Source organism: Aeromonas sp. QDB20 (assembly GCF_027707805.1).
Taxonomy (GTDB): Bacteria; Pseudomonadota; Gammaproteobacteria; order Enterobacterales; family Aeromonadaceae; genus Aeromonas; species Aeromonas dhakensis.
The window spans coordinates 290,806-307,602 of record NZ_JAPCJC010000003.1 but is presented as its reverse complement, the minus strand read 5'-3'; the positions used below and the strand labels follow the sequence as shown (position 1 = coordinate 307,602).

Annotated in this window: 19 protein-coding genes; 9 read left to right on the top strand and 10 right to left on the bottom strand. The window is 60.7% G+C overall.

The window, feature by feature from the left end; genetic code table 11:
- Window positions 1-145: 145 nt before the first annotated feature.
- Window positions 146-1,369, bottom strand: coding sequence for an ATP-dependent RNA helicase SrmB (gene srmB / locus PG897_RS05310; protein WP_010636177.1), 1,224 nt, complete (start codon window positions 1,367-1,369; stop codon window positions 146-148).
- 128 nt (window positions 1,370-1,497) lie between these two features.
- Between srmB and PG897_RS05305 the strand changes: the two genes are divergently transcribed.
- The 3 genes from PG897_RS05305 (at window position 1,498) to brnQ (PG897_RS05295) (ending at window position 5,378) form a co-directional block, all read left to right on the top strand.
- Window positions 1,498-2,208: a tRNA1(Val) (adenine(37)-N6)-methyltransferase gene (locus tag PG897_RS05305; RefSeq protein ID WP_043171430.1), complete on the top strand. Its 711-nt coding sequence runs from the start codon at window positions 1,498-1,500 to the stop codon at window positions 2,206-2,208.
- A 191-nt stretch (window positions 2,209-2,399) separates the two neighbouring features.
- Window positions 2,400-3,707: a branched-chain amino acid transport system II carrier protein gene (gene brnQ / locus PG897_RS05300; protein WP_005305030.1), complete on the top strand. Its 1,308-nt coding sequence runs from the start codon at window positions 2,400-2,402 to the stop codon at window positions 3,705-3,707.
- 393 nt (window positions 3,708-4,100) lie between these two features.
- The gene (gene brnQ / locus PG897_RS05295; RefSeq protein ID WP_052248734.1) at window positions 4,101-5,378 is read left to right on the top strand and encodes a branched-chain amino acid transport system II carrier protein; all 1,278 of its coding nucleotides are present in this window, start codon (window positions 4,101-4,103) and stop codon (window positions 5,376-5,378) included.
- 64 nt (window positions 5,379-5,442) lie between these two features.
- Here the strand turns inward: brnQ (PG897_RS05295) and PG897_RS05290 are convergent, their stop codons facing one another.
- The 3 genes from PG897_RS05290 to zur are packed head-to-tail and all read right to left on the bottom strand — an operon-like array spanning window position 5,443 to window position 6,584.
- The gene (locus PG897_RS05290; protein WP_005305036.1) at window positions 5,443-5,670 is read right to left on the bottom strand and encodes a hypothetical protein; all 228 of its coding nucleotides are present in this window, start codon (window positions 5,668-5,670) and stop codon (window positions 5,443-5,445) included.
- Between the two features lie 4 nt (window positions 5,671-5,674).
- The gene (locus PG897_RS05285; RefSeq protein ID WP_005305039.1) at window positions 5,675-6,136 is read right to left on the bottom strand and encodes a chemotaxis protein CheX; all 462 of its coding nucleotides are present in this window, start codon (window positions 6,134-6,136) and stop codon (window positions 5,675-5,677) included.
- Window positions 6,126-6,584, bottom strand: coding sequence for a zinc uptake transcriptional repressor Zur (gene zur / locus PG897_RS05280; protein ID WP_005305041.1), 459 nt, complete (start codon window positions 6,582-6,584; stop codon window positions 6,126-6,128). Before zur ends, PG897_RS05285 begins: the two co-directional genes overlap by 11 nt.
- Window positions 6,585-6,722: 138 nt before the next feature.
- Between zur and dusA the strand changes: the two genes are divergently transcribed.
- Together dusA and PG897_RS05270 are read left to right on the top strand one after the other, a co-directional pair.
- The gene (dusA, locus tag PG897_RS05275) at window positions 6,723-7,709 is read left to right on the top strand and encodes a tRNA dihydrouridine(20/20a) synthase DusA (RefSeq protein ID WP_043171432.1); all 987 of its coding nucleotides are present in this window, start codon (window positions 6,723-6,725) and stop codon (window positions 7,707-7,709) included.
- A gap of 2 nt (window positions 7,710-7,711) precedes the next feature.
- Window positions 7,712-7,861, top strand: coding sequence for a hypothetical protein (locus PG897_RS05270; RefSeq protein WP_010636149.1), 150 nt, complete (start codon window positions 7,712-7,714; stop codon window positions 7,859-7,861).
- 75 nt (window positions 7,862-7,936) lie between these two features.
- Here the strand turns inward: PG897_RS05270 and PG897_RS05265 are convergent, their stop codons facing one another.
- The 3 genes from PG897_RS05265 to PG897_RS05255 all read right to left on the bottom strand — a co-directional run bounded on the left by PG897_RS05265 (window position 7,937) and on the right by PG897_RS05255 (window position 8,980).
- On the bottom strand, window positions 7,937-8,362 hold the full coding sequence (locus tag PG897_RS05265) for a hypothetical protein (protein WP_010636148.1): 426 nt from the start codon (window positions 8,360-8,362) through the stop codon (window positions 7,937-7,939).
- 101 nt (window positions 8,363-8,463) lie between these two features.
- The gene (gene hupA / locus PG897_RS05260; RefSeq protein WP_005305063.1) at window positions 8,464-8,736 is read right to left on the bottom strand and encodes a nucleoid-associated protein HU-alpha; all 273 of its coding nucleotides are present in this window, start codon (window positions 8,734-8,736) and stop codon (window positions 8,464-8,466) included.
- 58 nt (window positions 8,737-8,794) lie between these two features.
- A complete protein-coding gene (locus tag PG897_RS05255) occupies window positions 8,795-8,980 on the bottom strand; it encodes a hypothetical protein (protein WP_128830359.1) in 186 nt (61 codons plus the stop codon).
- A 97-nt stretch (window positions 8,981-9,077) separates the two neighbouring features.
- Between PG897_RS05255 and PG897_RS05250 the strand changes: the two genes are divergently transcribed.
- Together PG897_RS05250 and PG897_RS05245 are read left to right on the top strand one after the other, a co-directional pair.
- Window positions 9,078-9,563 carry an Rsd/AlgQ family anti-sigma factor gene (locus PG897_RS05250; RefSeq protein WP_005305066.1) on the top strand — a complete coding sequence of 162 codons (486 nt, stop codon included), beginning with the start codon at window positions 9,078-9,080 and terminating at the stop codon, window positions 9,561-9,563.
- A gap of 101 nt (window positions 9,564-9,664) precedes the next feature.
- A complete protein-coding gene (locus PG897_RS05245) occupies window positions 9,665-10,045 on the top strand; it encodes a PilZ domain-containing protein (RefSeq protein ID WP_005305070.1) in 381 nt (126 codons plus the stop codon).
- A gap of 71 nt (window positions 10,046-10,116) precedes the next feature.
- On the opposite strand, the gene radA is transcribed toward PG897_RS05245, so the two are convergent.
- Window positions 10,117-11,481: a DNA repair protein RadA gene (gene radA, locus PG897_RS05240; RefSeq protein WP_005305075.1), complete on the bottom strand. Its 1,365-nt coding sequence runs from the start codon at window positions 11,479-11,481 to the stop codon at window positions 10,117-10,119.
- A gap of 100 nt (window positions 11,482-11,581) precedes the next feature.
- Between radA and PG897_RS05235 the strand changes: the two genes are divergently transcribed.
- The gene (locus tag PG897_RS05235) at window positions 11,582-13,960 is read left to right on the top strand and encodes a PilZ domain-containing protein (RefSeq protein WP_005305078.1); all 2,379 of its coding nucleotides are present in this window, start codon (window positions 11,582-11,584) and stop codon (window positions 13,958-13,960) included.
- A 115-nt stretch (window positions 13,961-14,075) separates the two neighbouring features.
- Here PG897_RS05235 and PG897_RS05230 read toward each other — a convergent pair whose 3' ends face one another.
- Together PG897_RS05230 and serB are read right to left on the bottom strand one after the other, a co-directional pair.
- Window positions 14,076-14,981, bottom strand: coding sequence for an alpha/beta hydrolase family protein (locus PG897_RS05230; protein ID WP_043171433.1), 906 nt, complete (start codon window positions 14,979-14,981; stop codon window positions 14,076-14,078).
- Window positions 14,982-15,030: 49 nt separating this feature from the next.
- On the bottom strand, window positions 15,031-16,041 hold the full coding sequence (gene serB, locus PG897_RS05225) for a phosphoserine phosphatase SerB (protein ID WP_043171435.1): 1,011 nt from the start codon (window positions 16,039-16,041) through the stop codon (window positions 15,031-15,033).
- A 120-nt stretch (window positions 16,042-16,161) separates the two neighbouring features.
- Between serB and PG897_RS05220 the strand changes: the two genes are divergently transcribed.
- Window positions 16,162-16,770 carry an AhpA/YtjB family protein gene (locus PG897_RS05220; RefSeq protein WP_005305087.1) on the top strand — a complete coding sequence of 203 codons (609 nt, stop codon included), beginning with the start codon at window positions 16,162-16,164 and terminating at the stop codon, window positions 16,768-16,770.
- Window positions 16,771-16,797: the final 27 nt, after the last annotated feature.

The window sequence follows — 16,797 nt, the reverse complement described above, 5'->3', positions numbered from 1 at the left end:
TCCAGTCTGAATAGGTGAATCCTCTGTTGTAAGCACTTTTTATTGGCCGACGTTTATGCGTCGGCTTTTTTCTGCCCGACATCTGACCCATCAAACGCCAAAAAGCACAACGGCCATCCGGGGATGGCCGTTGTGGCGGGCAGGCTTACTTCTTTTTCTTCTTGGCAGACTTCTTCTTGTCGTCCTTCGGCTTTTTCTTCTTCACCGGCACCCGCGCCTCCTTGTGCTTGGGACGCAGCTCGTCGATCACCCGACGCTTGAGGCGCTCTTCGGTGTAGCGTTCGATCTTGGCCACCATGGCCATGTCGTGGGCCTCCACCAGGCTGATGGCACAACCGCGGTTGCCGGCGCGGCCGGTACGGCCGATACGGTGAACGTAAACATCGGCGCCATAAGGCATGTCGTAGTTGATTACATGGCTGACATTCGGCAGGTCGATGCCGCGGGCGGCAACGTCGGTGGCGATGAGGAAGGGCACCTCCCCTTCATGGAACTTGCGGATCGACTCGATGCGCTTGGCCTGCTCCATCTCGCCACGGATCCAGGCGCAGGGCACGCCCGCCGCCTGCAGCTGGCCGGAGAGCTCCGCCAGCCGCTCGCGGGTCTTGACGAAGATGATGGCCTTCTGGGTTTCCGGGTTCTTCAGGATGTGCACCAGCAGCGCCAGCTTGTGGGCAGCGTCGTCGGCCAAGTGAACCCACTGGGTGATGGGGCGACGCTCGCTGCGCGGCGGCTCGGCGTGCAGCTCCACCGGCTCCTTGAGGATCTCGCTGGCGAACTTCTCGAGGCCTGCCCCTTCCAGGGTGGCAGAGAAGAGCATGGTGTGCTTGCGATAGCGCGCCTCTTCGACGATGCGGTTCACGTCCTTGATGAAGCCCATGTCCAGCATGCGATCCGCTTCATCCAGCACCAGCACCTCGATGTCGTGGCTCTCGAACTCCTCTTTCTCGATGTACTCGAGCAGACGACCCGGGGTGGCCACCACGATGTCGGTGGTCTTGGTCAGGGCCGGCAGCTGCTCTTCGTGGCTGACGCCGCCAATGATGGTCTCGATGCTGAGATTGGTGTGGGCAGCCAGCGCCTTGGCGTGAGCGGTCACCTGCAGCGCCAGCTCGCGGGTCGGGGTCAGCACCAGCATGCGGCAGGGGCCCGGCTTGCGGCGCGGGAAGTCCAGCAGATGCTGGAGCGCCGGCAACAGGAAGGCGGCGGTCTTGCCGGTGCCGGTCGGGGCGGATGCCAGAATATCGCGGCCGTCCAGGGCTGGCTCCAGCACCATCTGCTGGATGGTGGTGGGGCGGGTGAAACCCATCTCGGCCAAGGCCCGGTTGAGGGCTGGATTCAGGTCGAAATCATCAAAGGACTGGCTCATGGCAATACTCGGTCATTAAGGAAACGGCAGATTATAGGCGATTATGTCGTCGGCTCCTATGGTGACTGTGCCTTAGCCGCTATAATCGCCGACCATTTTCTGCGAGGCGGGTACAGGACGGGAGTCGGATGGCACGAAACAGCGGTTTTACCTTCAAACAGTTTCACGTCGAGCACGATCGCTGCGCCATGAAGGTGGGCACCGACGGCATTCTGCTGGGCGCCTGGGCACCGCTCGGCAAGGCCCGCCGGATCCTCGACATTGGCACCGGCAGCGGCCTCATCGCCCTGATGCTGGCCCAACGCAGCCACGCCGATTGCCGCATCGATGCGGTGGAGCTGGATAAGCATGCGGCGCAGCAGGCCCGCGAGAACGCAGCCGCCTCCCCCTGGCCGCGGCGGGTCACCATCATAGAGAGCGCCATTCAGGGGTATCAGGCCGACCCTTACGATCTCATCGTCGCCAACCCCCCCTACTTCGGGGCGGGCCAGTCATTTCGCGATCCGGCCAGGGCGATGGCCCGCCATACCGGCGCCCTCGACAGCCATGCTCTGCTGGCCGCCTGCGACCGCTTGCTGACCCCCGATGGTCAGGTCGCACTGGTCGTGCCGACGGTCATGGCCGATGAAATTTTATGCATTTCGGCGGATTATGATCTGCATGCCGTTTGTTATACAGCTGTTATCACCAGGGCGGGAAAAGAGGCAAATCGTGTTTTATTGCTACTTGGCAGAGGATTAAACAGGTGTGATAGGGGTGAAATTGTGATCCATTCTGCTGAGGGAACCTATTCCGACAGATATATCCAACTGACCAGCCCCTTCTATTTGAAGATGTAAATTTCGTCTTGAACTATTTTTTCACGCCATTATGCTGACTCCTAAACGAGCGCCCGCTCCAGACCAGCTCAAACCACTGGTTACGATGAAAAAACAAGCGGGGCTCCTTTTTTTTACCCCTGAACAACGCCGGTCACCGACCAATAAAAAACTATAACAAGCAATAGTTTACAAGACAGACGAGGTTGAACTTGACGAAATCACTCACATTGTCCGACGTGCTCGGACTGGGCTTCATGACCTTCGCGTTCTATCTGGGCGCCGGTAACATCATCTTCCCGCCGCTGGCCGGCTACATGGCGGGTGAGCACCTCTCTCTGGCCATGCTGGGCTTCCTGGTGACCGCCGTGGGTCTGCCCCTCATCACCATCATTGCCGTCGCCAAGGCCGGCAACGGCTGGGCCGGCATGACCAAGCTGCTGCCGGCCGGCGTGGCCACCGCACTGGCCGTCGCCATCTACATCATCATCGGCCCGGCCTTCGCCGCCCCCCGTACCGGTCTGGTGGCCTACGAGATGGGCCTCAAACCCTTCATCGGCGACATGGGCCAAGCCGGCCTGTTTGCCTACACAGTGCTGTTCTTCGGGGTGGCCATTCTGGTCTCTCTGAATCAGGGCAAGCTGATGGACGCCATCGGCAAATACCTGACTCCGCTGCTGATGCTGTTGCTACTGACTCTGGCCATCGGTGTATTCGTGGCGCCGCAAGGCTCCATGCCCGTCTCTTCCGGTGACTATCAGAACGGCCCCTTCGTGAAAGGGATCCTGGAAGGCTACAACACTATGGACACCCTGGCGTCCCTGATGTTCGGTGCCCTGATCGTCGACCTGCTGCGCCAGAAAGGCATCCAGGACTACCGTAGCCAGTTCAAGTACCTGGCCATCGCCGGCATCATCTCCGCCATCGGCCTCTCCGTGGTCTATGTCTCCCTGTTCCAGCTGGGCAATACGGCTGCCGGCGTCGCCACCGACGTCAGCAACGGCGGCGCCATCGTCAACGCCTACGTACTGAGCCTGTTCGGCCAGCCGGGTCAGTTCATCCTGGCCGCCATCATCACCCTGGCCTGCTTCACCACCGCCGTGGGTCTGATCTCCGCCTGCTCGGACTTCTTCCACAACCTCACCGGCATGAGCTACAAGAAGCTGGTGGTCTTGCTGGGCGTCATCTGCGCCGTAGTGGCCAACGTGGGTCTGAGCCAGCTCATCAGCCTCTCCATCCCGGTGCTGGTCGCCATCTACCCGGTTGCGGTTGCGCTGGTACTGGTCACCTTCCTGAAGGGTTACTTCGGTCGCCCGCGCCTGGTGTTCCGTGGCGTATTGATGGTTGCCTTCCTGTTTGGCTGCCTGGACGGCCTGGGTGCCGCCGGCATGAAGATGGATGCCTTCGCCTTCCTGCCGCTGTTCGACAAGGGCCTGGCCTGGTTGCTGCCGACTCTGCTGGCCTGTGGCCTCGGGATGCTGGTACGCTCCGGCGAGAAATTGGCTGCCGAAGCCGCCTGATTTCGCTCCCGCCCATGTCAAAGAGCCTGCCTTGTGCAGGCTCTTTTGTTTGTGTGCCATCTCGCCCGGCATGGTTTCCCGTCAGCTATGCCATGCAGACACGCCCTTTCCCGCTCTGCCCTCTCGCTTCCGCCAACTGCAGTTCTATCGGTGATTTATTCTGGCCAACTAAATTGTTTCAAGATATTAATGTGTGATTGAGATCAAATATCTCTTCTTTATGCTCAAGACGGTACTCCTGTGACAATCTTCCGATGGCACAGGAGAGGGAAGCATTGTTATCCGGTTATCTGCCAGGCAGTGGGTGCAATCAACAAGAACAAGCTGATAAGGCAGATGAGGTCAGGTTTGACGAAATCACTGAAGTTGTCCGACATATTCGGACTGGGTTTTATGACGTTTGCGTTCTATCTAGGGGCAGGCAACATCATTTTTCCACCGCTGGCCGGCTTCATGGCCGGTGAGCATCTGCTGGCCGCCATGGTCGGTTTTCTGCTGACGGCGGTGGGTCTGCCTCTGCTGACCCTGGTCGCCGTTGCCAGAGGCAGCGCCGGACAGGGCAGCAGTGGCTGGACGGCGATGACCCGCCATCTGCCGACCTGGGCAGCCACGGCGCTGGCCATTGCCATCTACATCATCATGGGGCCGGCCTTCGCCACCCCCCGTACCGGCCTGGTGGCTTATGAAATGGGGCTCAAGCCCTGGTTGGGTGACGCCGGCCAGCACGGTCTGCTGCTCTACAGCCTGCTCTTCTTCACACTGGTGATCCTGGTATCGCTGAACCGAGGCAGGCTGCTGGATGCGGTGGGCAAATACATGACCCCTGTCTTGATGGTGATGCTGCTGATCCTGGCGATCGGGGTCCTGGTTGACCCGCAAGGCACCCAGCCAGAGGCCAGCGGCGACTATATGGATACGCCGCTCATCAAGGGCATGCTGGAGGGGTACAACACCATGGATACCCTCGGCTCCCTGATGTTTGGCGCCCTCATCATCGGCCTGCTGCAACGCAGGGGGATCGAAGACTACCCGAGCCAGTTCAAGTACCTGACCATCGCAGGGCTCATCTCGGCGGTTGGTCTCTCGGCGGTCTACATCTCCCTGTTCTACCTCGGCAACAGCGCAGCAGGCGTGGTGACCAGCGTCGACAATGGCGGCGCCATCGTCAACGCCTACGTGCTGAGCCTGTTTGGCCACTCCGGTCAGTTGATCCTGGCCACCATCATTACCCTGGCCTGCTTCACCAGCGCGGTCGGCCTGCTCTGCGCCAGCGCCGACTACTTCCACGGTCTGGCCGGCTGGACATACCGCAAGTGGGTACTGCTGATGGGATGCGTCTCCATCATGGTGGCCAACGTCGGGCTGAGCCAGCTCATCAGCCTCTCCATTCCGATCCTGGTCGCCATCTATCCGGTCGCCATCGCGCTGGTGCTGGTCACCTTTGCACAGGGCCGTTTCGGTCGACCACGGCTGGCGTTTCGCGCCGTGCTGCTGGTGGCTTTCCTGTTCGGCTGCCTGGACGGGCTGGGCGCTGCCGGCATGCAGATGGATGCGTTCGCCTTCCTGCCGCTGTTCGACAAGGGGCTGGCCTGGTTGCTGCCGACCTTGCTGACCTGCGGCCTCGGCATGCTGCAACGCCCCCGCGAGGCGCTGGCGGCAGAAGCCGCTTGACCCGTCAGCCAATAACGAAAGAGGCCAGCATCAGCTGGCCTCTTTCGTTGGGCGGGGTCTGCCGTTACAGCAGCGGATCCGGTTTGGGTTTGCCGGCCAGTCCGTACCAGTGGGTCTCAACTCGCCCGGCATGCCACTCAAAGGTTCCCCAGGGCTGTGCTGCCTGCCAACGCGGAAAATTCACGAGCACCCGGTTGTCTTCGTACTTGTAGAGCGAGGTGGTGATCTCGATGTCAGATAGGATAAGCAGCAGGGCCCAGCCGATGAAGAACCATTTCAGCGCTTTCCACATAGGGTTACTCGAAGCAGATTTCGATGGTTGCCCGACCGTAATCTGATTCAAACGGCATCATGATCTTGGTGCCGTCGGCACGATGGGTGATGGTGTGGTTGAGACCGGAGACGATGATGGGAGTCGCCATGTCGAATTCATACCCCTTCTCCCCCAGCATGCGCTTGGCACCGCCGGTCACCATGTTGGTGATCTCGCCCACCATGTCGGTCACCTCTTCATTGATGGTGGCCGGCGCCTCGCCCAGCATGCGGCGCATGATCTCCAGTGCCAGCCCCTTCTCGAAGCTGATGGAGAGGGATCCCCGGGTCTGCGGGCCGACCATGCCGATGAGGCCGGAGACATCACCGCGCGCCAGCTCGTCCATCTTGCGCTTGGGTTTGCCCGGCTTGAGCTCAAGCTGTGCCATGGTGGAGAGCACATTGAGCAGGGAGAGCAGGAACGGGTTTACAAAATCAGCCTTCATGTTGACTTCCTACAGTGGGCGTACAGCGAGCACATTGGCCATGTGCCTCAATCGTCTTATTGGTAATAGTAAAGCCATGCAACTTGGCTTGCTCGGAAAACGCGCCATCGATCGCCGGATCATGCAGCTCGACCACCTCGCCGCACTGGTCACAGATGAGCAACTGCATCGGGTGGGCATGGTCGAAGTGACAGCAGAATATGAAGGCGTTGAGCGACTCCACCTTGTGGGCAAAACCCTGTTCGAGCAGAAAATCGAGCGCCCGATAAACGGTCGGCGGCTTGGCGTGGGCCTCTGTCTGCTGCAACTGGGCCAACAAATCATAGGCGCTGATGGCATTGCCATGGGCAGCCAGCAGCCTGAACACCTGACGTCGGGTAGGGGTGAAGCGGATCCCGCGTTGTTCGCAGAGTCGTTCGGCTCGTTGTAAAAGTTGGTCTTGATTCATGATCACGCAATTACCCTTTTTATTAGCCGGATACTATCACAGGGCCCCCTTTGGCGCGGTGACAAAATTCATTTTCTGGGGCTGCCTCACGTTGTGGTAAAATCCGCCCCCTTTGTTTAGCCAACCCGGATGATTTTTATGCAGGCGCAGCGTTTTTCCATCGCCCCCATGCTGGACTGGACCGATCGGCATTGCCGTTATTTCCATCGTCTGATGACTCGCCAGACCTTGCTCTATACCGAGATGGTGACCACCGGCGCCATCATTCACGGCAAGGGGGATTACCTGGGGTACAGCGAGCAGGAACATCCCATCTCCCTGCAACTGGGTGGCAGCAATCCGACCGATCTCGCACGCTGCGCCAAGCTGGCCGAGGAGCGTGGCTATGACGAGGTGAATATCAACGTTGGCTGCCCCTCCGATCGGGTACAGAATGGCCGCTTCGGCGCCTGCCTGATGGGAGAGCCCGCACTGGTGGCCGACTGCGTCAAGGCGATGCGCGACCTGGTCGACATTCCGGTGACGGTGAAGACCCGCATCGGCATCGACGATCAGGACTCATATGAATTTCTGCAGGCCTTCATCGAGCAGGTGCGCGACGCCGGTTGCGATACCTTCATCGTCCATGCCCGCAAGGCCTGGCTGAGCGGTCTGAGCCCCAAGGAGAACCGCGAGATCCCGCCGCTCGACTATCCCCGCGTCTACCGGGTCAAACAGGATTACCCGGATCTCACCATCGCCATCAACGGCGGCGTCACCTCCCTGGAGCAGACCCTCGAGCACCTGCAGCACCTGGATGGCGTCATGATGGGGCGCGAGGCCTATCAGAACCCCTACATTCTGGCGCAGGTGGACAATCTAGTATTCGGCCAGCACAACGCCGTGCCGAGTCGCCACGAGGTGGTGCGGATGATGCTGCCCTATATCGAACAGGAGCTGGCCAAGGGCAACTATCTCTCCCACATGACCCGCCACATGCTGGGGCTGTTCCAGAACATGCAGGGGGCTCGCGCCTGGCGCCGTCACCTGAGCGAAAATGCCTGCAAGCCAGGAGCAGATATCCAGGTGGTGCTGGATGCCATGGCCAAGGTGCCGGAATTCGCCGCCACCGAAGCGGCGGAGTAACCATGTACCGCTTCACCGGTTCCTGGCTGCACAAGGCCATCGTCCGACTCTGCGCCGGTCTGCTCGCCATCCTGGGCGTCAAGATCAGCGCCTTCTACTTCATCGGCCTGCTCATCGTGCTGGGGTTGCATCGGGACCAGCTGCTCGGCTGAACTCACCCCGCATCGACCAATAAAAAACCGGCAACACTCAGTGTTGCCGGTTTTTTTATTGTCTCTTCAGCCTCGCTAATCGCCTTTGTCCACGAACTGCAGCTCGGGCGCCCTGGAGGTCAGCACATCGGCGCAGTAATCCCAGGTCGAGATGCGATAGTGCTGCAGATCCTCGTCTAGGTGCAGGCCGTCCGACTCCTGATGGAACCAGCTGGCAAACCGGGACGGGGTGATGAGCTGGATCTGCTCCTCGATGGCATGACTATCCTTGCCCTCGGCCAGATCGCAATCCTCCATGACCCGCACCGCGAAGATATGCCGGAAATAGACCCGGCACAGGATCTGCGGCGGCAGATCGATGCTGCGAGCCCTGCCTAGCATGATGGTAAGGGAATCGCTCCAGATATCCTGATGAAGTTCGGCCACAACCAGGCCCGGGGGGAGTTGGCGGGACGGAGCCCAAGGCACGGCAACCTGCCGAATGGCATTTTTCTGTTCCATCATCCACCTCACTACAGCGCACGCCATATCTTGAGTGTATCTGAAACAATTTCCGCTGACGATGGCAATAAAAAACCCGGCTGGCGCCGGGTTTTGGGGGATTACTTGACGGCGTCTTTGAGCGCCTTGCCTGCCACAAAGGACGGCACATTCGCGGCTGCAATCTGGATCTCTTTACCAGTTTGCGGATTGCGACCGGTACGGCCAGCGCGATGGTTCACCTTGAAGGTACCAAAACCCACCAACTGCACAGCATCACCTTCTTTCAGGCTCTGGGTAATACCATTGATGATCTCTTCCAGAGCAACTTTGGCCTGAGCTTTGCTCAGATCTGCTTTGGCTGCAATTGCATCGACAAGTTGAGCTTTGTTCATAACATTTCCTTTATGATCGGGCATTTAGCACCGGGCCACTCTATTCAAAAAAAAACACTCAGGCAAAGGCTTTATCAGCCGGATTGGCTTGAATGCTGGGGTTTTCATCAAGATCTGCGGAAATAGTCACATATCTCGCCCCTTCGTGATCGTAATTGACGGGAAGAGGAGAGCAAATGATGGCGCCTTGTAACCAAAACACCACCCGGTGTAACAATATCCCCATGCCCCTATTGACGGTCAACCGGATTTTCCCTAGTTATAGGAAGGTGTCGTCAGTCCATAAAAAGGCCGGAGGCCTGTCACGATAGCACTCCATGCCTATGCCCCACGGAGGGAGTATGTTAACTGAACTGGAACAAACCAAACGCGCATTGGCAGGAAAGCACAGAGCTATCGATGACTGGCTGGACGCCAGACAGGCACTACTGGTCGAGTACATGCGGCTTGCCGGCTTGAAACCCACCCGCAACAGCAAGCAGCGCTCGCTCCCGGGCCATGTGGAACTGCAAAGTTTCTGCGAACAGCTGGTCGACTACGTCAGCGCCGGCCACTTCGAGATCTACCACCATGTGGTAACCGCTTTCGAACAGGCCAGCGGCGACAAGCTGGAGCTGGCCAAGCGCATCTACCCCCATATCCGCGCCTGCACCGAGTTCGCGCTGGAGTTCAACGACAAGTACAGCAACGCGGACGAGGCCCAGATGCTGCTGCTGGATGAAGACTTGAACCAGCTTGGCCCCGTGCTGGAAGATCGTTTCAAGCAGGAAGATCGGTTGATCAAGGCACTGCAGGTAGTAGAGTCACTCAGCGCCCAACAGGTTTGATATCCAATTTCGGAGCCAGTTCAAGATCCTGATGTGCAAGGTGCATTACACTCTATGTCATGACCTATAGCACCCGTACCTATTGCTGACAGGAGATGAGAATGTCCGAGCGTCGCCGTTTTTCACGGATCCTTTACTTGACCATGGCCGATCTCGTCCAGGGCGATAAAAAATGGCGGACCCAGCTGGTCGATATTTCCCTGCAGGGCGCCCTGCTGATCCGGCCCGATGACTGGGAAAGCAATGACGACAAAGAGTACTCACTCAGCTTCGTGCTGAGCGGCAGTGACATCGAGATCAAGATGCAGGTCATGCTGACCCATGAAGCCAGCAAGAAGCTTGGGTTCTACTGCCATCATATCGACATCGACAGTGCCACCCATCTCAAACGGATGATCGAGCTCAACGTCGGCGATGAAGAGTTGCTGCACCGGGAGCTGGAACAGTTGCTGAGCGAACATCTCGAACACCCTCACCCCTGAGCGGTACATTCAATGTAAAAAGGAGCGCCATTGCGCTCCTTTTTATTGCCTGCCTACGGCCACTATGTCGATTACAAGGCCTCCAGGGCATCGGCCAGCTTCTTGACCGGCACCACTTCCATGCCCTCGATGGGATGCTTGGGGGCATTGGCGTGCGGCACTATGGCCCGGCGGAAGCCATGCTTGGCCGCCTCCTGCAGCCGCTCCTGGCCGGACGGCACGGGCCGGATCTCGCCGGACAACCCCACCTCGCCGAACACCACCAGATCCTTGGGCAGGGAGTGATCGCGAAAACTGGAGACCATGGCCAGCAACAGGGCCAGATCCGCACTGGTCTCCTCTACCTTGACCCCGCCGACCACGTTGATGAAGACATCCTGATCCGCCATCTGCAGCCCGCCGTGGCGATGCAGCACTGCCAGCAGCATGGCGAGCCGGTTGTGATCCATCCCCACCGCCACCCGACGCGGATTGGAGAGCTGGGAGTAGTCCACCAGCGCCTGCAACTCCACCAGCAGCGGACGCGTGCCCTCCCAGATCACCATCACGATGGAGCCGGGCGCCTGCTCCTCACCGCGACTGAGGAAGATGGCGGAAGGGTTGCTCACTTCCCGCATCCCCTGCCCCGTCATAGCGAAGACCCCCAGCTCGTTGACCGCCCCGAAGCGGTTCTTGTGGGAGCGCAGGGTGCGAAAGCGGGAGTCGTGGCTGCCGTCGAGCAGCACGGAACAGTCGATGCAGTGCTCCAGCACCTTGGGACCGGCCAGGGTGCCATCCTTGGTCACGTGGCCCACCATGAAGATGGCGACGTGATTCTGCTTGGCATAGCGGGTCAGCAGGGCCGCCGCTTCCCGCACCTGGGAGACGGACCCCGGCGCCGACTGCACATCCGCCACATGCATAACCTGGATGGAGTCGATGACCATGATCTGTGGCTGCTCCTGCTGGGCAATCAGGCAGATCTGCTCGACCGAGGTCTCCGACAGCATGCGCAGCTTGTCGGTGGGCAGGCCGAGACGCGATGCCCGCATCGCCACCTGCTGCAACGACTCCTCACCGGTGACGTACAGGGTCTTCATTCGCTCGGCCAGGCCGCACATGGTCTGCAGCAACAGGGTCGACTTGCCCGCCCCCGGGTTGCCACCGATCAGGATGGCCGACCCCGGCACCACGCCGCCGCCAAGCACCCGATCCAGCTCCTTGAAGCCGGAAGAGAAGCGGGGGATCTCGGTGGTGGCGATCTCCGCCAGCGTCTGGACCTGGCTGCCGACGGCGCCGGCATAGCCGCTGTAGCGGGCGCTCTTGCCCGGGGTCACCGAGCCGAGGCGCACCTCGCTGATGGTGTTCCACTCCTTGCACTCACTGCACTGGCCCTGCCAGCGTGTGAAGTCGGCGCCACATTCGGTACAAACATAGGCAGTTTTGTTTTTGGCCATGGATAACTCGGGGACAGGATGAATTCCTGCTTGATATACTTGTTTGCGACCGACAGATCAAACCCAGAATCGGAAAAGTGACTTTCCGTGGCAGGAACACATGGAATCAGAACAACAACAGCACCTGATTGAACAACTTATTCCTCTGCTCAGAGAAAAGGATTTCGATGACATCTTCAATCGCCTGACCCAGGACGAGAACAGCAACAGCCGTTTTCTGATCAAGATGGAGCTCAAACGCAAATGCACCCCCTGCCGCCGGGTCATCGACATGCGCGACGAGCTGGGCGATGAGTGCCTGGTGCACGAGTTCGAAGGGATCACCCATTTCATGCCGGCCGAGGCCATCGGCCTGTTCCAGTCCCAGTGCTACCTCTACAAGGATGACTACACCCTGGGGGTCTACGAAGCGCTGCAATACTGGCAAAAATACCAGCATGGCAAGAACGACGGCCAACTCCAGCCCCCCGTCAGCCCGTTTCGCCAGTACGATGTCAATCCCATCTCCTTTGCCAGCTACTATGGCCGGCGCCAGGAGCGGATGCACTTCAGCTCCCCCGTGGTGATCAAGTTCGCCGATGGCGACAAGCTGTTCGCCAAGAGTTCCGATCTCTCTCTAGGCGGGATCCGGGTTTCGGTGCCCTATCTGCCCAACTACCAGACCGGCGCTCAGGTCGAGGTGTTCTTCACCGGGCTGGAGCGGGATCACCCAAACCCGGTCCTGCACCATTCGGTCAGCTACCAGATCCTCGGGGAAGAGAGCAAGGAGGGGAAATACTGGCTCAGGCTGATCAAGACTGGCGAGCACCCGGCCTTCGACCAGTTTCTGAACGATTTCATCGAGAGCAACAAGAGCCGCTACCGGGTCAGCGTCGACTACCTGCTCTCCGCCGCCATCATCAAGGGGTATGAGCAGTTCTACCTGCCGCGCATGACCGGCATGCCGCTGTTCTTCGGCTCGGGCGACAGTCCCAGCCTCGAGATCGCCCTGCGTACCGAGAACAACCAGCACATCCTGGAGTATTGGCGCGACGCCAAGAACCGCGATATGCTCGCCAGCCTGTTCTCGGCCACCCGCATGCAAGCCCTGTTGCCAGCGAAGGGAGAATTGAAAGAGACCCTGATCTACTGCTTTACCCACTCGGTGCGCAGCCACCTCTACTTCTTCTCCGCCACCCGGGAGGAGCTGCTGCAAAGCGGCCTGATGTCGCTCTTCTTCCAGGTCGGGGCCCGTCGCCCCAGCTGGCGAGTCTACAAGTTCAGTCTGGAACGCTGCGATCTGCACGAGGCCGATCTGGCCAGTCAGCAGGGCAAGGAGAGTCCCCAGCTGCAGGACATGCTGCTGCAGGAGCGGCTCAAGCAGATAAGCTACGTCGGCCTGCTGCAGCAAGTCGGCCTCGACAGCCAGCGGGAAGAGTTCCAGTTCGACGCCAGCAGCCAGCACAACGCCAACGAGCTGCAGCGCTTCGGTCACGACAGCAGTGCCGCCCCCTTCGAGATCGAGACGCTGCACTATGTCCAGCTGCGCAAGGAGGCTCGCTACATCCACAAGACCGCCGTCGCCATCAAGCACAATGGCCGGGCCTGGCTCGGCTGGACCCGCGACATCTCGGCCCACGGCATGCAAATCGAGCTGGAAGAGCCGTTCGAGGGAGCGAAGGACGACATAGTCACCATCGCCCTGCCGCGCCTGCAGGAACTCTCCAAGAGCATGGATCTGCAACGCCTCCCCTACCGGCTGGTCAGCATCAACCTGACCCGCACCGTGCTGCATCTGTGCATCGAGGGGGATCCCGAGCGCCACACCGGCCGCCAGTTCTTCAAGCTGCTGATCGAGAGCAACCAGAACAAGCTCAAAGCGGCCCAGGAGCAGCGCCGTTATCGCGGCATGGCGCGGGCACTGCGCAACATCTATACCCACCACGTCTTCTGCACCCCGGTCTACATCAACAAGCTCAAGGGTGCACCCAAGCCGGCCTCGGTCGGCCATGCGCCGCAGCCGCGCAGCCTGTCGCGGCTGCTCAAGGCCTGTGCCGAGCAGGGCGATCAGGACAACCTCTACCCGCTGTTCCAGGGGGAGTTGCTCAAGCAGCTCATCATGAACCCGCTGCGGGCCATCGAGCGCGAGGATCAGCCGCAGGAGGAGGAGGTTTATATCGCCAGTCTGCAGACGGCGACCGGCCTGCCCATCTTCACCAGCCGGCTCGCCAGCAGCTTCCAGAACGTGGCGGAGAAGCGCAGCTTCATCGAGCAGGCGCTGCGCCAGGGGGAGTTCTACTCGGTGCTGGTCGGCATCTCCCGTACCGGCCGCCCCGATACCAACTTCATCGCCAACGAGCTGGACTACATTGCCAAGTTCGCCATTCACAAGGCCAAGAAGCTGGAAGAGGAGCTGTGGAGCGTGGTGGGGGTTGGCGAGCTGACCGATACCAGCCAGGCAACTCTGTTCCGGCTCGGCATCACGACGCCCATCAAGTAAAGAAGAGGGCGCCGACTCGAGGCAGCGCTACACCAAGCAGCAAGCAATGGCGGACCCTGGGTCCGCCATTTTTTTTCGCATTATTGCGGTTACCAGCCCCCCGGGGGTTCCCCCATCAGGCCGCCTGCGGGTTGAGCAGCCATTCGAGGATCTGCGGGAAGTGATCCTCCTGCGCCTGGGGTGCAGTCAGCATGTTGATGTGGTCGTAATCGAGCCGGTTGCCGTTGTCCCGGCCGAGCCGGGTATGGCGTGCAGCCGAGCCCATCTCGGCACTGAAGCGGCGCACGTCGGTCGGGTGACCCAGCACCTTGTCCGCCTTGGCCGAGATCATCCAGAGCGGCGGCCAGTTGACCCGGGCGGCCGCCTCGTCATAGGCGAACCCGTCGCTGGGATCCTGCCAGGGGCCACACTTGACCCAGGGGATGGTCTCCTGCAGGTAGCGCAGCGGCTCGTCATCCGCCCCTATCTTCAATCTGCGCGCAGCCAGGAAGCCGTTGCGGCTGGCCAGCCAGGGGGCCAGCCGGTTCCAGATCAGATCCACCTTCAGCCAGCGCTCCGGATTTTGTACCGACACGCCGCGCTTGGTACCAAAGAACACCAGGCTGGCCACCTGCTCCGCCAGCTCGGGAAAACGCACCAGGGTCGATGCCATGATGACGCCGCCCCAGGAGTGGGCCATCCAGTGCAGCTTGAAACCGGCATGACGGGCGGCAATCCAGCGGTGCAGGGCCGGCAGGTCCTCGGTAATGAGCTCGTGCTGGCCATGTTCCGCCTGCTCGGCAATGGCCGGCGTGCTAAGCCCCCGCCCGCGCAGATCGGCCACATAGACCTGATAGCCGTGGCGGGCCAGAAAACAGGCCAGCCCCTTGCCCGACTCGGTATAGAAGATGCGCCCGTTCTCGATGGCGCCGTGCACCATCAGGATCGGCTCGCCATGTACCGCGACCCGCGGCTGAATGTGGCGAACGTGCAGCCTATGTTCGCCGCAGGGAATAAACAGGGATTGCTGTTGCAGTTCCATTTTGAGACTACGTCCTCCGTGACGTGGGGTTGAGTCCAGCCCGATGGGCTCAGCGCCGATCCCAGCGCTGCTGGCGGCAGGTCAGGGCGCCAAGCAGGCAGATCACCCCTTCCAGATCGTGGTGGTTGAGGGTGGCCGCCGCCTGGGCCCGCACCAGCGGTTTGGCGTGGATGGCGATGCCGAGCCCGGCCACCCCCATCATCTTGAGATCGTTGGCACCATCGCCGACAGCCACGGTCTGGCCAGTGGCGATGCCGTACTCCGCGGCCAGCTGCTGCAGCACCTCGGCCTTGACGGTGGCATCGACGATGCGCCCGCTCACCTTGCCGGTCAGCTGCGGCCCCACCACCGCCAGCTCGTTGGCGAAGATGGCGTCCAGCCCCAGCTCCCGCTGCAACTGGCCGGCAAAACGGGTGAAACCACCGGAGGCGATCGCCACCTTCCAGCCAGCCTGCTTGAGAGTGTCGACCATCAGTTGCAGGCCCGGCATCCACGGCATGTTGGCCGCCACCTCGTCGAGAATGGTGACCGGTGCCCCCTCCAGCAGGGCGACCCTGGCCCGCAGGCTGTCGGAAAACTCCAGCTTGCCCTGCATGGCGGCCGCAGTGACCGCCGCCACCTGCTCGCCGACCCCGGCCAAACGGGCAATCTCGTCGATGCACTCGATGCGGATGGCGGTAGAGTCCATGTCCATCACCAGCAGGCCGGGTTCAGCCAGACTGGGCAGGGCCGGCAGATGACACAGATCGATATCCCACTCCTCCCCCTTGAGCGTCTGTACCAGAGCGGGTGAGAAGCGATCCGTGCCCAGCAGCAGCAGGGGTACCCCGGCCTGCATGGCGGGCGGATAGAGTCGTGCCTGCAGCCCGTGCCGCGCCAGCAGCCCGGCCAGCCTGCCGAGATGGTGGCCGCCAAGGGTCCGACCGAACAGCACCAGCCAGGCGCCATCCAGCGCACTGGCGGCGGGCAGCAGCGCCTGTGGCGTCGCCTCCCACCAGGGGGCGCCGGACAGGCACTCGGGCCACTCTGAAATATCTGCGGGCAATTGGGACAACAACATAGGGATAACGCCTTCCTTGGTGATCATGGGGTTAACAAAACTGGCCCAGAGTAGCGTATTGCTTTTTGTACAGGCAAGCGCCAAGATCCCGCCACTCCTTGTCAGCAAAAGGCTCAACGCTTGCGTCATCTCCCCATCAAACGTGTGCTCAGTCTGGGTGCCGGTGTCCTGCTCGGACTCTGGGTGCTCGCCGTGCTCATTCATATGCAGGGCGAGAGCCAGGCCTCGCTGCACAGCGAGGCGCGCAACCGGGCCCAGGCACTGGTGGCCTATGCCGCCAGGGACATGAAACGCTGGATCAAGGAGGAGAAAAACAGCGAGCTGGAGCGGCTGGCCCGGGATCTGGCCGCCGAGCCCGAGATCCTCGATGTCACCCTCTACGATGCCCGCGGCATTCCCCTCGCCCAGTCGGACAATGCAGTGCCGCTGGACAGCCTGCTGCCCATCGGCGACAACAACAAGTCGGTCCCCGAGCAGGGCAAGGGGCGCATCCAGTTCGTGCAGGAGATCCTGGATGGGGAGCAGACGCTGGGCTATCTGCGCATTACCCTGGAGGAGCAGCAGATGCTGGCGGACAAGGACACCCGGCTCAAGGTGGTGCAGGAGAAACAGCGGCTGATGCTGCTGGTCGCCCTGCTGGCCGGGCTGCTCATCTCCTACGGGGTGCGCCGCAACTACATGCGGGTGCGCAAGCACAAGAAGAAAAGCAAACCGGTCGAACCGCAATAAGACGGTGCGACCTCATCGCCTTGTATA

Coding starts and splice junctions, on each gene's coding strand:
- zur (WP_005305041.1), bottom strand. CDS start 6,584: ATGAATCAAGACCAACTTTTACAACGAGCCGAACGACTCTGCGAACAA.
- PG897_RS05285 (WP_005305039.1), bottom strand. CDS start 6,136: ATGAAGGCTGATTTTGTAAACCCGTTCCTGCTCTCCCTGCTCAATGTG.
- srmB (WP_010636177.1), bottom strand. CDS start 1,369: ATGAGCCAGTCCTTTGATGATTTCGACCTGAATCCAGCCCTCAACCGG.
- PG897_RS05290 (WP_005305036.1), bottom strand. CDS start 5,670: ATGTGGAAAGCGCTGAAATGGTTCTTCATCGGCTGGGCCCTGCTGCTT.
- PG897_RS05245 (WP_005305070.1), top strand. CDS start 9,665: ATGTCCGAGCGTCGCCGTTTTTCACGGATCCTTTACTTGACCATGGCC.
- radA (WP_005305075.1), bottom strand. CDS start 11,481: ATGGCCAAAAACAAAACTGCCTATGTTTGTACCGAATGTGGCGCCGAC.
- hupA (WP_005305063.1), bottom strand. CDS start 8,736: ATGAACAAAGCTCAACTTGTCGATGCAATTGCAGCCAAAGCAGATCTG.
- serB (WP_043171435.1), bottom strand. CDS start 16,041: ATGTTGTTGTCCCAATTGCCCGCAGATATTTCAGAGTGGCCCGAGTGC.
- PG897_RS05270 (WP_010636149.1), top strand. CDS start 7,712: ATGTACCGCTTCACCGGTTCCTGGCTGCACAAGGCCATCGTCCGACTC.
- dusA (WP_043171432.1), top strand. CDS start 6,723: ATGCAGGCGCAGCGTTTTTCCATCGCCCCCATGCTGGACTGGACCGAT.
- brnQ (WP_052248734.1), top strand. CDS start 4,101: ATGACGTTTGCGTTCTATCTAGGGGCAGGCAACATCATTTTTCCACCG.
- PG897_RS05235 (WP_005305078.1), top strand. CDS start 11,582: ATGGAATCAGAACAACAACAGCACCTGATTGAACAACTTATTCCTCTG.
- PG897_RS05250 (WP_005305066.1), top strand. CDS start 9,078: ATGTTAACTGAACTGGAACAAACCAAACGCGCATTGGCAGGAAAGCAC.
- PG897_RS05265 (WP_010636148.1), bottom strand. CDS start 8,362: ATGGAACAGAAAAATGCCATTCGGCAGGTTGCCGTGCCTTGGGCTCCG.
- PG897_RS05305 (WP_043171430.1), top strand. CDS start 1,498: ATGGCACGAAACAGCGGTTTTACCTTCAAACAGTTTCACGTCGAGCAC.
- PG897_RS05230 (WP_043171433.1), bottom strand. CDS start 14,981: ATGGAACTGCAACAGCAATCCCTGTTTATTCCCTGCGGCGAACATAGG.